Consider the following 13,793-nt stretch of genomic DNA (forward strand, 5'->3'; position numbering starts at 1 on the left):
ATATTACGACAACTTGCGTGGTTGATTGGTATCGCGGCAGAAGAGAGCTTCTGGGAATGGTATGTTAGCACGTATGGTGCCGCATCCGCCATCAAGGAAGCTACGCAGGCTCCTAATATCTCGCAACTGCTTACGGCGGTCATAGATGAACGATTCGGCATTGGGAGCGAACCCATCATTACAGATTTGGCCGACGTAAAGAAATTATACTCTGCTTTATAATTGAATTCCGACTTCGATGATTGCGATGTTTTTTTAGCTTGCTTCTGTAGCAGAGATATTGTCTTTTATCTACATCCGTTAATGCCAGCCGGGGTTGATGCTTGTTTGATGCTACCCGCAATGCGCCATTAGCGGACATCAGCCCACCACCCAGCATCGGACATTCAGTTTCGGGTAAGCAACCGTCTGGTGTCGACCCAAATCGGGCATGCGGGGAGGCTTTGGAGCTTCCTGAAAGCGGCCATTCGTCGGCCACTGTTAAGGTCGGCTCGGGACGGGAACCCGACACGATGCACCAAAACTGCTGACACCACGGTGGCAACAGCGCTTCGCTATCAAAGGGCCCTCGGCAACCGCCGGTGCAAGGAATGGGACCCATGATCGAAGCTCTCTCCCACGTGAACTGGCTCGCAGTCGGTGTTGCCAGCGTCGCCCACTTCATCCTGGGCGCAGCGTGCTTCGTGGGGTTGGTCGGCAAGCACTACCCTGTCGTGCTCGGCATCGCCGACCGGCCGCAGGAGAAGCCCGGCTTGCTCTCCTTCGCCGGTCCCTTCGCGTGCACTGCGGTCACCGTCGCCACCAGTGCCATCCTCCTGCGTGCGCTCGGCATCACGACCTACGGCGATGCGTTCGTCTTGGGTGCTCTCGTGGGTTTCGGCTACCTTGTTCCGATGACCCTCAACATCGCCATCAACCCGCTCTTCCCGCGACCCTTCGCGTACACGGCTCTCAACGCCCCCTTCTTCGTCGTCGGCAGCCTGATGTCTTGCACGATCCTGGAGGCGCTGTCGTAGGGCCGCCCGCCATCGGATACGGGTCATGCGCCGCGCCGACCGCCTCTTCGAGATCATCCAGGTACTGCGCCGTGCGTCCGGCCCGCTGACGGCCGACCGGATCGCCACCGAGCTGGAGACGAGCAAGCGCACCATCTACCGCGACATCGATGCGCTGGTCGCCCAGCGCGTGCCGATCCGGGGCGAGGCGGGCGTCGGCTACGTCCCTGAGCGGGGCTTTGATCTGCCGCCGCTCATGCTGACCACGGACGAGGTAGAGGCGGTAGCGCTCGGCGCGCAATGGGTGGTCGCCCATGCCGATGCGGGGCTGGCCCGTGCCGCCCTCGGCGTGCTCGCCAAGGTCGCGGCCATCGTGCCCGAGGATCTTCGCCCGGTCATCGAGGATCCCGCGGTGGGGACCCCGCCTCCGCGTCATCGCGACGATGACCACGTCGACGTCGCGCGCCTGAGGATGTGGTGCCGCGAGGGCCGCAAGCTCGCCATCGGCTACGTCGACGAGACCGGCGCGGCGAGCGAGCGCGTCATCCGCCCGTTCATGGTTGGCTACGTCGCGACTGTCCGTGTCGTGATGGCGTGGTGCGAGCTTCGGCAGGACTTCCGGGTGTTCCGCACGGATCGGCTCGGGACCGTCGCCTTCCTCGACGAGCGCTATCCCGAACGCTCCGTGACCCTACGCAGCCGCTGGCTGGCGACGAGGGGCGAAAAACGTGCCGTTCTACCGTCCTCCGGTCAATGATCCCGTGTCCCTCAAGCCCGGAAGCGGGCGCGATGGCGCCGTCCGCTCTGATGCATGGCCGCTCAAGAGCGGTCAGTCGCGAACCCACCCTCGGCGGTCATTCCGGTATCGGCCCAGGTCAATTGTACGCACCGCTTGGCCTGCACCTGGAAAGTGGACGCGGATCGTTGTTCCGGCCTTGTGGTCAAGCGCGGTCGTTGACAGGTCGCCGAGCGCTGCGTACCCCGGTCATGGACGTGTAGAAGTCACAGCCCGGTCGGTAGTCCGGGTGGCTCAGCGCTCGTACATGGCGGCCGCCATCAGCGGCCGACTACCAGTGCGTCCTTTCCGATGAATAGGAAAGGTGCGTCTCGTGAAACTTAATCACATCAATCTCACCAGCATCGACGTCAATGCCGACGTTGCGATGTTCGAGACCTATTTTGGGCTGCGCACGGCGGTGATGCGCGGGAAGGTACTCGCCGTCATGCAGGATGACGACGGCATGCTGCTGGTCCTCAATGATTTCGCGAAAAAGCGTGGCAGCTTTGCCTACCCCGAGGACAGCGACGTCCATCATATCGGCTTCCTTCAGGAGAGCCGTGAGCAGGTCGACGCGCTCAACGCGCGCCTGAAGGTCGACGGCTGGGACGTGCCGGAGCCGCGCGACTATCATGGTGCTTGGACGTTCTACTTCAAAGCCAAGGGCGGCTACTTCATCGAGGTCGCTACGCAGACTCAACTCCGGCGCGTGGAAGCCACTGTCGTCTGACCGGTTCTTGCGGTCCGCTTCCGCCCCATCGCCGGTCGGAAGCGGACCGTCTTCAAACCACCCAACCACGCCCTTCACCATCGCCGCTTTGGGTGGTGAGCAGTCATTGGGGTATCGCTCGGAAGCCGACATTGGGCCATTTCCGCTTTCACTAACAATTCACTTTACTCCTGGCGTTTGCGTAGGATGAGACGCGAGCCTTGACCCTAACTCAACCATCTTTTTCAGCTTGGTTGCGCAGACGCCAAACTGGGACTCGGTCCGGCTTCAGACGAGCGCGCCGTTCCTCCATGTAGCGGCTGAAAGAAAACTCGGAAGTGAGCACAGCCTCGCCGATTGCCGAGCGCAATCGTTCTTGGCCCGTCTCTTCAAAATTATCAGCTTCGCGCAGGAGACTTTGAACACGCTGCAGGTCGACGGTATCGCCTCGGATCAACGCGGCTGCATCAACGTGATGTTCAAGCGTGGAGGAATGGCACCAGAACCACAGCAAATGCTCGGGGCTTGCCAGCCGAACTGCAATTCCGAGCCACGTGCAAATAAACGCCTCCGTTAGAAGCCCTTCTTCTACAGGGCTTAAACAAGAGCGTAGGGATAGAGTGATGGCGTTCGCGCGCGAGTGTCGGTCCATATATAGCGCAAAGCGCTGTCGTGTTTCCTCCGCAAGCACAGCTGCTAGCCGGTAGTCGTTCGCGTTCAATCCTACAACGATCTCGATATCTTTGACGTAGCGTGCGCGCTCGTAGCGGGCGAGTGCAATATGCCCAAGCACTGCGTAGGATAGCTCCTGCGCATTTAGCTGACCAACAATATCCTGAAATATCGTCGGGAGCTGACGCGGGGTCGGATCATCTACATCATTAACATTGAACAATAGATCTCGGATATCTACGGTTAAATCTGTCATCCATTCACATCTAAAATTTTCGAGTAGGTATTAACTGCGATAGTGCAAATCCGATCGAACAACATGACAATGATCCGCCAAGCCGAATATTTCTACGATTTGGTCGATCAGATCGACGCGCTGCAGGCGTCGGTCCGCGAAGATCGTGAAGATATTATCCGGCCGCATGTAGACGACCCGTCCGCGAGGAAAGTGCTCATACTCATAGCTGGCGATGATAGGTGGCAAGCCTTGCGCCCTCAGCCCAGCGTGCCGGAGCCGGCGCCACGCTTCCCACACCGTGTAATGCGCGCCCGAATAAGTTAGGCAGTCGCCATAAGGCTCCGCTTCGCCAAGTGACGCGAGCGCATGAACGATCGTACAAGGACTACCAGCGTCGCAGATCCCCCAGAAAATGCCAACGCAGGGTTCATGCTGGGGGCCGCTCATCTCGCACCTTCGCTGTGAGCTACAAATCGCCTGGATGTCGTACAAATGCCGTTCATGGCAACGTCCAGATTTCGGCGTCATCCAGTCGCTGCACCGGGCCGAACCCGGACGTCTGCATATCCCAGTTCTCACCGTGCACAGGCACCACCGCTTTTGCCGCTATGGCTGCCGCAAAGGCGCGCAAGTCCTCGGGGGCGGCATGTCCGCTACTGTGAAGGTAAGCAATCTCTGCCCCGGCAGACTTGCACCACAACAAGGGCTCGGCATGGTAGGGCGCGGCGAGATAGCCGCGCCACATCGAGTAGTTGAAGGCGTCCGCCTTGGTCGGAGCGAGGCCCGCTTTCTCATAATCGTGCATCAACGACCGGCGCAGCATCACCACGGCATCGTCAGGCACATCATGTGCGGAGACGCCGTGACGCGCCATGCGCACGATGAAGTCCTCGCGGCCCTGCTTCGCGTACCAGCCACGTAAGCCGGCGGTGATCACAACTTTTAGGTTTGGGAAACCAGCTCGCGGCACCCGCGTACCCTCCGTGATACGGTCCAGAACGTCTGCGGTGTAGAGATCGAGCACGAGCGTTCGCCCGGTGCGCTTTGCGGCGTTGTACAGTGTCACCGTGCGATCGACGTTTTGGCCGGACCAAGATGCAAAGACGCGACCTGCTGTCCGTTCGAATAGCTTCACGAAATCATCCTCCAGGACATGCTCGCTCATGACGGGCTTGTCGGTACCGAGGTTGGTGCCCTCGCAGACGAGCACATCGACGTTTCGCGGAGGCCGCTTCATCAGCGCATCGACCAGCCTGCCTTTCCGCCCATGCCGGCGGAAGTCTCCGGTATAGAGCACGCGCCGATCTGCCCCTTCGACCAGCAGCATGTAGGCGTCGAAGGCGCTGTGATCGGTCAGCAGCGGCGTGACGGTGAACGGCCCGAGCCTGATCGGGCCGGGCCGGCTCGACCAAGTCCGCAGCGGTCGCGAGAGCGGAGCGTGCCCGATCTCGCTGGTGATAGCTATCAGCCTTGCCGAAGCCGCCCCTGTCCAGACCGGCCAGTCTGCGGGCAATTCATGCAGCAGCCCGTAATGATCCTGGTGCGGATGGCTGATCAGCACAGTGGCCGGTTGGGATAGATCCAAGCTGACAGGCAACAGGCCGGTCGCTCCTTCGGGGGCGTCCAGTGGACGGCCCGCATCAAGAATGAGGCGTGTCCCATCGGGATGGACGATCTCGATGCAGCTGCCGCCGATCTGTCGAGTGCCGCGGTGAACGGTCAGATGCAGCGACATCAGAGACTAATCTGCGTGGCGTTGCCGACCGGACGTACCTTACCGATCCGCTCCTTCAACTTGCTAAGCTGCGTCTTCCAGCGCATTCCCTTCTTCTGGTCGTCATCGTAGCCGAACACCACGAGATTGACCTGTGGCTCGCTCCCGAGATGAAGTTTCGCCTCGCCAGTTCCAACTGCATCGATCAGCGGCGATAGACGACGGGTCCAGCCCATCCGCTTGAACTCAACGAGATTGGCGGCAACACTCGCGTAGCTTGCCTCTACCGCCGGACGCTGAGCGGCTAGCAATGTGCGGTAATCCTCGATCTGTTGGCAGACTGGGGCCGACCCGTCGGCGAGGGGCCACAGGTCCTTATTGGCATAGGTCTTGGCCTCCCAGAACACCAGCCGTGCATCGGGTCCATCGGGTTCGACGGCGGCGAAGTCGACGCGCCGCGCAGTTGCAGTGTGACCCTGTGGAAATGTGTACTTGCCGGGGAAGGCGATCTCAACGTCAAGTACGCTGGGGTTGCGCACTGCAATCTCGTGGCAGCCGAGCTTTTCATCACCTGCGTACAGCCCAGCGACGGTCTTGAGCTTGGAGAGTGTGGTTTTGTTCTTGTAACGTCGCTCCACGACGTGCTGCTCCAAAGACTTCGTGTCAAAAGCCCCATCGGCCGTCAGAGGCACTTGGCCCTCAAGCGCAGGATTGATCAGGTACTTTTCGTGAGTAGTGACGCGCAACTCGCCATTGGGGCAGGAGGCGGTGAAAATTGCCTGGCCTCTCCAGTATACGTTCAACGAGCGTCCGCGGGGCGCAACAACGAGGCCTGCGTCGTTGAGCACGTCGCGCCACCAAGTGTTCTTGTCGGCTTCGCGCCAGAGGGCATCCACAAAGGCTTTTGATAGCGCGCGGTCGAAGAGGGCCACACTCGATCTCCCGGTTCCAGTTGTCACCTTCCCATATTCCCGTGAGACGCTCAAAAATTTACACCAGGCGCGCAGAAAGTTCTGCTGATGTATCGGCGCCACAGCTGCGATCAGGGCGTTGCTACGGTTCGCCGGCAGGTATTCCTAAACGTCATGTTATAGAGGACGCGAGCTTCAGAAGTGGCGAAATGGATTGGTTCGAGTGGCTAACCGGCTTCCCGGAAGATTTGTTCGAAGAAGCAAAGGCGAGGCAGTAGGCAGCCGACGGCCGGCGGTGATATGAATGCAGCCAGCGAACCTAGGCAGTTGGTACGCCGAAAGCGGGGCAGGCAGACTGGCCGCTTGTCGCCAAGCTTGGGCGTTTGGATTGAACCGGGCTGCCGGCAAGCAGCCCTCTCGAAGGCCCGCAAGCGGGCGCGACGGCTGTGTCTGCTTCTTCCGATACTTACCCAGAAGCGGAAAATCGCAAAACCACCCAACCCGGTCGCAAGCCACCGTCAGCCGAGTTGCCCGGAAGCGGACATTCCAAGGGTCTGCGAAGGGTCAACTGCAGACTAACATTAGGTAAGCGTCCAATCTGGCTAGAGGCGGTCCACCACGCGCTCAAGCTGCACCTGGCCGTAGTGCTTGTCGCTCATGGCGAGCGAGGTCCGGCAGGCCTGGGCAACGTCGAGCACCTCGGCTCCGCTGGTGGTGTACCGAGGTTCCTCAAGGGCGCTGCACTGGGGTTGGGCTTCTGAGTCGCTGGCCTACAGATCTGGGTTAGTTCGTGCCGAGAAACGGTCGCGCGCGGTGAAGCGATCGGCCGGTAAGTCGGTCATAGAGCGGCCGAAGACCTGCTCGCTGAGAAAGGTTCGCTCCACCTCAATCTGTGCTTCTTCCAGGTCGATGTACCAGCTGCGCCGCTGTCCGCTCCACCGGTAGCGCCGGGCTTTGAGTAGATCCTTGGTGGCGATCGGCGAGCCCTCAGCCCACAACCGCACGGTGGGCTTTCGCGCGGTCTCCAGCAGGGCAGCCAGCGCCAGCTGACCCGAGATCTGCAAGGGCCGGGCGAGCAGTGCCAGCAGAGCGTGGCAGTCGTCGATGGCGCGATGCCCGCGGTGGAAGAGGCCGCAGTCGGCCAGCAGGTAGCCCAGCTTCAAGCCCTCGTGGCCCTCAGCGCGCCACGGGATCTGATGACATGAGCATCCCCAGTTCCGTTCGCGAAAGACCGGCCAGCGCGGCTCGCACATCTGGCGGTCAAAACTGGCGTTGTGTGCAATAACAACCGCAGCATCCGCCGCGATCAGCGCCACCGCTGCGTCGTCGATCCGCTTCCCGGCAACGTCAGCGTCGCTGATGCCGGTCAGCCGGGTGATCTCCGGCGGGATTGGCTTTGTGGGCTCATGCAGCTGGTTGAGGCTATCCAGCACGCGATAGATGCGCCCGCTGGCGCCGTACTCAAATTTGACGATGCCGAGCTCGATCACCTCGTCCCCGACGAAGTCCGTGCCGGTGGTCTCCACATCGACTACCAGACCGATGTACGTGGGCTCGTCCGGGGCGCCCGGGTGATCGGCTAGCGGCTGCAGTCGGCGAAGAACCCGGTACTCACCCGTGCTTTCGAGGACGCCCGCGATGCTATCGAGAGGATCGCTCACGCCACGCTCGCTTGCACAATCCCACCCTGCGGCCACTCGAGACCGGTGCCGCCATGGAAAAGCGTTACGCGCAGCGCAGTTTGTCCGCGAGGTTCCTCGCGGCAGCGTCCACAGCATATGCATGGGGTCTCCCGGAAGCAGCGCACGACGTGGCGATGGCATTGGGTTCATGCGTGCCGCGCTCCATGGGCCAATTCACAGGTGGATCCGGCTCCCTTCGAAGGCGCTGAGATCATCCACGGCATTTGAAGGCTGCCGGTAGCATTTCGGTAAGCAGCAGCGTCGGAAGGCCTCGTCCCGCTCTGGCATAGCGCCGGCAGGCAGGGACGGAGATCGTCATGCAAGCGTCCGACGTCACCATTCTCGAACTGGCGGCTGAAGTCGCTGAGCTGCGGATCCTGCTCGCCGAGACGCAGGACCAGTGCATCGAGATGGCTGTCGATGCCGGTGAGCTCCACGCTGAGATCCGGGCGCTGCACGAGGCGCTCGCCGCGGTTCGTCACGAGCGGGAGGCCTCGCTAGAGGCGACGCGCCGCCAACCCTTGCTCTGCGCGGTCGCGTAGGCGCAGAAGGCGAACTCAATAAGCTCGGTAATTTTCCGGAAAGATTCAGCCGCCCGGGGTCAGGCTCGCGTCCACTCTGGACGTAGCCGGTCCACCACGCGTTCGAGCCGCACCTGACCGTAGTGCTTGTCGATCATAGCAAGGGAGGTGCGGCAGTTGCGGGCGATGTCCGTGACCTCAGCTCCGTGCGTGAGCTGCTGGGTGATGTAGAAATGCCGCAATGAGTACGGGGTGCGTTTGATGCCCCGGTGATCGCGCTCCAGATCTGCCGCCTTGAGCAGCTCGGTGAAGCCATTGGCAATCGAGTTGATTCGCTTGCCCTGGTCACTGGCGAACACCGGATCGACATCCACGGGCTCGCGCTGCATGCCGCGCTCGAACAGTATCCATAGGGTGTCGAACCACGGGATCGCTGCGGTGTGCGGGATCGCAGTGCCGCTCATGCCCTTACCTCGCGCCTTGAGCCGGATGTCTCGTTGCGCGATGCCTTTGCCCCTCCCGGCTCGGTAGCCAAGGATGTCGCCCCAGGTGAGGTTGTACATCTCCGTGGGGCGTAGGCCCGAGAACGCGCCGATCATTACGTACGCATGAAGCACCGTGCGATCTCGCCGGGTGTGATCGTCCAGCCGTTTAATCCGCCAGCGCCGCTTGTCACTGCTCCTTACCTCCGCTCCCGTGCCATCCATGTTGGGATCCACCAACCGGCTGAGGCTGGTCTCAACCAGCTTGGCGAACTCATGTGGCTCGAAGCTGGGTCGCCGATTGTCCTGTGAGCGCCTAGCCTTGATGGCGATCTCAGGAGGCGTTTTGAGATAGCCCCACCTCACAGCTTGCCGCAGCAGCGCGCGCAGCACCACAGCCTCGCCTCGTTGGCGGCTGATGGTGGGAGTGGAGCGTTTGGGCGGCCGGCGAAGCTTCCGCCCTGCTCGCTCGTACTCAATGTGCGTGATGAGTTTGCCGGGGCCTTCGGTCCAATAGGTGCGCCGCCATTCCGCGTAGCGCTCCAGATCCGTTTCCGAGATGACGTCGATGGGTCGGGTGCCAAAATAGCCGATGAAGAACCGGCGAATCATGGCGGGCTCGCTGCGGCCTTGATCGGCACGGCGTTCGTTGCGCGCCACCTCCCGGTGGATCAGCGCGATGAACTCCTCCGCCACGGCTTCAAAGGTGTGGACCTTGGCACTCAGGCCCTGCTTGGCTCGGTACGTGGCTTCGTACCAGATTGTTTCCGCACGGCGTTCGGCCTCCAGGCGGTCGTCCGTGTCCAAGGAGCGTTTGATCTGACCCTGCCCCCGGATGCTGAACCGCATCTGCCATCGCGTGCTGCCTTCACGCTGGAACAATCGGTAGCGCTCGGATTGAGGGGGCAGGGGGGTGCTCATAACGCGCCCTATCTGGTTATTTTGGTGCCCGAGGGTGCGCTAGAACTGCGCTAGGCACGCTATCTGGTGCTCTTGGTACCGGCGGCTAGCCCGTTCATAGCAAACAGCTTTTTTCAGACCCCGCGCTAGCACTGAGCTAGCTGATAATGCCAGCTCAGCGGCTGGGCAAGGCATGAAAAAACCCCGCTAAGTGCTTAGCGGGGTTGAATAAAAGTGGTAGCGGGAGAGGGACTCGAACCCCCGACACGAGGATTATGATTCCTCTGCTCTAACCAGCTGAGCTACCCCGCCCCAAGACGCGCGTCCCGAACGGGACGGCGCGGCCAGCGGCCGGGGTATAGGGAGGCCGGGCGCGGGCTGTCAACGGTGTTATGCGCGGAATTTGGGGGCGCCCGCGGGCCTTCGCTGCGAAGGGACGGCGAAGGGACCGCGGATGAACCGGGCCGCTGCGAAGAGTCCGACGACGAACACCGCGGCACCCAGATAGGTCGCGGCCTCGGCGAAGTCCGGGCCGACCAGGCTGAGGGTCGAGGAATGGCCAGAGGCCGCGTCGACGGCCGTCAGGCCGATCCCGACGAAGCTCTCGCCGACCAGGAATCCGGAGGCGATCAGCACGCCGCGGCGGCGGGAGGCTTCGAGGTCCTCGGGCCCGGCGCCGCGGCGGCGCAGGGCGCGGGCGCACAGGAAGCCGAGCAGTCCGCCGAGCCCGATGGTCATCTCCACCGACAGCGGCAGGTACATGCCGATCCCCACGGTGAGCGCCGGGAAGCTGAACGCCCGGCGCTTGAGCGCGACTTCGAGGGCGACCATCACGGCGCCGAGGCCGCAGCCGATCAGCAGCATCGGCCAGGGCAGGGTGCGGGCGACGATGCCGTCCGCGATCTGGGTGACCAGGGCGGCCTGCGGCACGGTCAGCGCCAGCGCCGGGTCCATGCCGGGGCGCGGCATCGAGCCGACGAACCCGTAGGCGCCGTAGAGCAGCGACAGCAGCGGCACGATCACCAGCGAGCCGACGGCGACGCCGACGATCAGCACCACCTGCTGGCGCCAGGGCGTGGCGTCGACGATCTGGCCGGTCTTGAGATCCTGCAGGTTGTCGTTGGCGATCGACGCCGCGGTGACGATCACCGAGGCCGCCAGCAGCACCAGCGCGACGGTGACGCGCCGGGCGTCCGGGGTCCCGGCGGGGCCGAGCACCAGCGGCAGCAGGGCGGCGCCGACCATGGCGGTGAGGATCCCGATCCCGGAGATCGGGCTTGTCGAGGAGCCGAGCAGGCCCGCGAGGTAGCCGCAGACCGCCGCCATGGCGGCGCCGAACACGAGGCAGAACAGCAGGCCGGCCGCCACCACGGCGGCGAGCATCGGGCCGGCGATGCCGAGATCGGCCGCGAAGCCGGCAAACAGCGCGCCGAGCGGTACGCAGAGGGCCAACGCGGCCCCGCCCACCAGCGGCAGCGGCAGGTCGCGGTCCTGCCGGTCGGCGGCATGCGCCGGGTTGCCGGCGGCGAGCGCCACCCGGATGCTGCGGGCGATCGGCCGGACCAGCGTGGCCACGGTCCAGAACCCGCCGACCGCGATGATGCCGGCGCCGACGAGCCGGACCTGCCCGGACCAGATCGCCTGCGCGGCCGCCCCGGGCTCCAGGCCGGGCTGGGGCGTCAGGGCGGTCAGGACCGGGACCATGATGCCCCAGGCGATGACCACGCCGGTGAGCAGGGCCAGGCAGGCGCCGATCCCGACGAGGTAGCCGACCCCGACCAGGGCCAGGGAGAATCCGCTGCCGATGCTGAACACGGCCCCGCCCAGGCTGAAGGCGGTGAGCACGCCTTCGGCCAGGATGCGCAGGCCGCTGGTGGCGAAGGCGACCAGGCCGGAGCCGGCGGCGGCGGTCAGCAGGGTCGTGAGGCCGCGCTCATCGGAAGCGGAACCTCCGGAATCGGCATGGCCGGCGCGCAGCACCTCGGCGGCGGCGACGCCCTCGGGGTAGGGGAGGTCGCTGCCCGAGACCAGCGCCCGGCGCAGCGGGATCGAGAACGCCACGCCGAGCCACCCGCCGATCAGGCAGACCAGGCTGGTCTCCCAGAACGGAAAGCCGTGCCAGTGCCCGATCAGGACGAGGCCCGGCAGGACCAGGATCACGTTGCACAGGGTGCCGGCGGCCGAGGCCTGGGTCTGGACGATGTTGTTCTCGAGGATGCCGGCGCCGCCGACGAGGCGCAGGGCGCCCATCGAGATCAGCGCGGCGGGGATCGAGGACGAGAACGTCATCCCGGTCTTCAGGCCGAGATAGATGTTGGCGGCCATGAAGACGACCGTGATCAGCGCGCCGAGCACGATCCCGCGGGCCGTGATCTCCTGCCCGTGCCCGCCCGCCGGGGCGCCCGCGTCCGTGACCGCCATCGCGCCCCCATCGGCCCACGCGGCCGGACATCTGTCCCACGTTTCACGATAGCCCGGTGGTCCGCGCGGCGCCGCCCCCTTATCTTGCGACACGTGGCCCCGCTTGAGGGCCGTGCCGAAGCGGAGCGTCCGATGACACGCCTGTCCAGAACCGGTCTCGTAGTCCTCCTCGCATGGTCCATGCCGCTGGCGACGTCCGCCGTCCACGCGGCCGGCACCGGCACTCCGTACGCGGCGGCGCTGAACGGCGGCAGCGAGGTGCCGGCGACCGATTCGAAGGGCACCGGCAGCATCACGGCGACCTACGATCCGGCCACCAAGCACCTGAGCTGGAACGGGACCTACAGTGGCTTGACCGGGCCGGTCACCGCCGCGCATTTCCATGGCCCGGCCGCCGCCGGCGCGAATGCCGGCGTGCTGGTGCCCGTCACCGTCACCGGCAGCCCGTTCTCCGGCGAGGCCACCCTCGACGACGCCAAGGCGGCGGACCTCGAAGCCGGCAAGCTCTACTTCAACATCCACACCGCGGCGAACCCGAAGGGCGAGATCCGCGGGCAGGTCGAGCGCGCGCACTGAACGTCCGACCCGCGGGGAGACGTTGCATCGCGCCGCAGCGCCGACCCCGTTCGACGGTGTGATCCGACACCGTCGGCAGCCGATGATCTCGGTCTCGGCCCACCCTCGGGAAACGGGCGATCGGAGTTCGCCCGGCCTCGAAGGCAGGCGCGCGGTCGGGCAGGCTTCTGGCCCGGCATCGACCCACGGTCGGGGCGAGCGCGGCGGTGCAGCCTCCGGCAGCGCGACATCCTCGGATGCGGCGGATCGCTGGATGGTTTCCCCGTGCTCGCCGTGACGGCGCGACCGAATTTTCAGCGCCTGCCGGGTGACCCCTCCGGCAAATGATGCTTAGGCGGATCCTCCCGAGCAGCCGGAGGTGCCGATGAAGCAGATCGAGGCCATCATTGCGTGGACACCCGCCCGCTGGGCGGAGCTGCGGCCCGAGACGGCCGGGCAGATCGTGGTGCTGCCGGCACCCGACCCGGAAGGCGCCACGAAGCGCTACATCATGCACGCGGGCGCCAGTTCCTCCGCGCTGGCGGCCCTGTCGGACGAGGCCCGGATCGCCCGCCTGTTCATCGATTTCCAGACGATCGTGGTGCGCGACGGGCTCGACCCCCAGGTCGTCCACCGCGCCTTCCTGGCGATCGACGAGTACCGGTTCCGCATCGCACCGGACACGGAGGGTGCCGAGTTCGAGGACCCGCCGGAGGAGGATTAGCGCCGCGCCGCCCCGAACTTACGGGCCGCGCAGGAGACCCCGCGGCTGCGGAGCGTCGATAGCGTGGCGGCGGGTTTCCAGACTTGCAACGACGGTCCTGCCCGCCCTCGACCTCACCGGTCAGCGTCCATCGAATCGCGTCTCGCAGGAACCTCGGACGGTGCAGCAATTCGGGGCGACTTGTCCCGGCGTCGGCGCCTTGCCGTGCGTCGCCGGGGATCGATCCGGAGACCCGCCGGGATCGCGGCGTTTTCAGCACAACCCCGATCGGCACGGCGAAGTGGTCGAGGCTGTATGCGATCCATGAACGAGACCTGTGGCCGGTCGCTTCGCCCTTCCGGTGATGGCCCCAAGTGAGTGCAAGAGGTGAGCGCATCACCCGAAAACGCATTACAGACGAGGCGATCACGATTGAGCGGAAAGACAACATAAAAATATTTTTAATGAAATAAAAATGCTTTAAAGTTGGAAATTTGATTAGATTGTTTTTC

General features: G+C 64.0%; 14 protein-coding genes and 1 tRNA gene. 7 read left to right on the forward strand and 8 right to left on the reverse strand.

Annotated features, from left to right (window positions below; translation table 11 throughout):
• The 4 genes from FV233_RS30940 to FV233_RS24775 form a co-directional block, all read left to right on the forward strand.
• Positions 1–222, forward strand: a 222-nt coding sequence (locus tag FV233_RS30940) for a hypothetical protein (RefSeq protein ID WP_210249503.1), incomplete at its 5' end; no start/stop codon positions are given.
• Positions 223–599: 377 nt separating this feature from the next.
• Positions 600–1,016: a DUF1761 family protein gene (locus FV233_RS24765; RefSeq protein ID WP_187278218.1), complete on the forward strand. Its 417-nt coding sequence runs from the start codon at positions 600–602 to the stop codon at positions 1,014–1,016.
• 25 nt (positions 1,017–1,041) lie between these two features.
• Complete coding sequence (locus FV233_RS24770; protein WP_147899088.1) at positions 1,042–1,752, forward strand: YafY family protein; 711 nt, start codon at positions 1,042–1,044, stop codon at positions 1,750–1,752.
• 343 nt (positions 1,753–2,095) lie between these two features.
• The gene (locus FV233_RS24775; protein WP_210249504.1) at positions 2,096–2,503 is read left to right on the forward strand and encodes a VOC family protein; all 408 of its coding nucleotides are present in this window, start codon (positions 2,096–2,098) and stop codon (positions 2,501–2,503) included.
• Positions 2,504–2,714: 211 nt separating this feature from the next.
• On the opposite strand, the gene FV233_RS24780 is transcribed toward FV233_RS24775, so the two are convergent.
• The 5 genes from FV233_RS24780 to FV233_RS24800 all read right to left on the reverse strand — a co-directional run bounded on the left by FV233_RS24780 (position 2,715) and on the right by FV233_RS24800 (position 7,678).
• On the reverse strand, positions 2,715–3,410 hold the full coding sequence (locus FV233_RS24780; RefSeq protein ID WP_147899089.1) for a hypothetical protein: 696 nt from the start codon (positions 3,408–3,410) through the stop codon (positions 2,715–2,717).
• 30 nt (positions 3,411–3,440) lie between these two features.
• Entirely contained in the window at positions 3,441–3,839 is a 399-nt protein-coding gene (locus FV233_RS24785; protein ID WP_147899090.1) for a hypothetical protein, read from the reverse strand.
• 52 nt (positions 3,840–3,891) lie between these two features.
• Positions 3,892–5,127, reverse strand: a complete 1,236-nt coding sequence (locus tag FV233_RS24790) for an MBL fold metallo-hydrolase (RefSeq protein WP_147899091.1) — start codon at positions 5,125–5,127, stop codon at positions 3,892–3,894.
• Positions 5,127–6,038 (reverse strand): hypothetical protein, encoded by a 912-nt coding sequence (locus FV233_RS24795; protein WP_147899092.1) that lies wholly within the window; start codon positions 6,036–6,038, stop codon positions 5,127–5,129. The genes FV233_RS24790 and FV233_RS24795 overlap by 1 nt, the downstream gene beginning before the upstream one ends.
• A gap of 749 nt (positions 6,039–6,787) precedes the next feature.
• Positions 6,788–7,678 (reverse strand): 3'-5' exonuclease, encoded by an 891-nt coding sequence (locus FV233_RS24800; RefSeq protein WP_147899093.1) that lies wholly within the window; start codon positions 7,676–7,678, stop codon positions 6,788–6,790.
• Positions 7,679–8,016: 338 nt separating this feature from the next.
• On the opposite strand from FV233_RS24800, the gene FV233_RS24805 reads away from it, so the two are divergent.
• Positions 8,017–8,241: a hypothetical protein gene (locus tag FV233_RS24805; RefSeq protein WP_147899094.1), complete on the forward strand. Its 225-nt coding sequence runs from the start codon at positions 8,017–8,019 to the stop codon at positions 8,239–8,241.
• A gap of 59 nt (positions 8,242–8,300) precedes the next feature.
• Here the strand turns inward: FV233_RS24805 and FV233_RS24810 are convergent, their stop codons facing one another.
• The 3 genes from FV233_RS24810 to FV233_RS24820 all read right to left on the reverse strand — a co-directional run bounded on the left by FV233_RS24810 (position 8,301) and on the right by FV233_RS24820 (position 12,023).
• Positions 8,301–9,623 carry a site-specific integrase gene (locus tag FV233_RS24810; protein WP_147899095.1) on the reverse strand — a complete coding sequence of 441 codons (1,323 nt, stop codon included), beginning with the start codon at positions 9,621–9,623 and terminating at the stop codon, positions 8,301–8,303.
• Between the two features lie 214 nt (positions 9,624–9,837).
• A tRNA-Met gene (locus FV233_RS24815) sits at positions 9,838–9,914 on the reverse strand.
• Between the two features lie 78 nt (positions 9,915–9,992).
• Positions 9,993–12,023, reverse strand: a complete 2,031-nt coding sequence (locus FV233_RS24820) for an oligopeptide transporter, OPT family (RefSeq protein WP_147899096.1) — start codon at positions 12,021–12,023, stop codon at positions 9,993–9,995.
• A 132-nt stretch (positions 12,024–12,155) separates the two neighbouring features.
• Here FV233_RS24820 and FV233_RS24825 point away from each other — a divergent pair, with 132 nt between their 5' ends.
• Both FV233_RS24825 and FV233_RS24830 read left to right on the forward strand, forming a co-directional pair.
• Positions 12,156–12,599 carry a CHRD domain-containing protein gene (locus FV233_RS24825; RefSeq protein ID WP_147854017.1) on the forward strand — a complete coding sequence of 148 codons (444 nt, stop codon included), beginning with the start codon at positions 12,156–12,158 and terminating at the stop codon, positions 12,597–12,599.
• Between the two features lie 364 nt (positions 12,600–12,963).
• Positions 12,964–13,302, forward strand: coding sequence for a hypothetical protein (locus FV233_RS24830; protein WP_147854016.1), 339 nt, complete (start codon positions 12,964–12,966; stop codon positions 13,300–13,302).
• The last annotated feature ends 491 nt before the right edge of the window (positions 13,303–13,793 follow it).

Origin of the sequence: Methylobacterium sp. WL7 (genome assembly GCF_008040085.1) — a bacterium.
In the GTDB taxonomy this organism is placed as follows: domain Bacteria; phylum Pseudomonadota; class Alphaproteobacteria; order Rhizobiales; family Beijerinckiaceae; genus Methylobacterium; species Methylobacterium mesophilicum.

Coding starts and splice junctions, on each gene's coding strand:
- FV233_RS24765 (WP_187278218.1), top strand. CDS start 600: ATGATCGAAGCTCTCTCCCACGTGAACTGGCTCGCAGTCGGTGTTGCC.
- FV233_RS24770 (WP_147899088.1), top strand. CDS start 1,042: ATGCGCCGCGCCGACCGCCTCTTCGAGATCATCCAGGTACTGCGCCGT.
- FV233_RS24780 (WP_147899089.1), bottom strand. CDS start 3,410: ATGACAGATTTAACCGTAGATATCCGAGATCTATTGTTCAATGTTAAT.
- FV233_RS24785 (WP_147899090.1), bottom strand. CDS start 3,839: ATGAGCGGCCCCCAGCATGAACCCTGCGTTGGCATTTTCTGGGGGATC.
- FV233_RS24790 (WP_147899091.1), bottom strand. CDS start 5,127: ATGTCGCTGCATCTGACCGTTCACCGCGGCACTCGACAGATCGGCGGC.
- FV233_RS24805 (WP_147899094.1), top strand. CDS start 8,017: ATGCAAGCGTCCGACGTCACCATTCTCGAACTGGCGGCTGAAGTCGCT.
- FV233_RS24810 (WP_147899095.1), bottom strand. CDS start 9,623: ATGAGCACCCCCCTGCCCCCTCAATCCGAGCGCTACCGATTGTTCCAG.
- FV233_RS24820 (WP_147899096.1), bottom strand. CDS start 12,023: ATGGCGGTCACGGACGCGGGCGCCCCGGCGGGCGGGCACGGGCAGGAG.
- FV233_RS24825 (WP_147854017.1), top strand. CDS start 12,156: ATGACACGCCTGTCCAGAACCGGTCTCGTAGTCCTCCTCGCATGGTCC.
- FV233_RS24830 (WP_147854016.1), top strand. CDS start 12,964: ATGAAGCAGATCGAGGCCATCATTGCGTGGACACCCGCCCGCTGGGCG.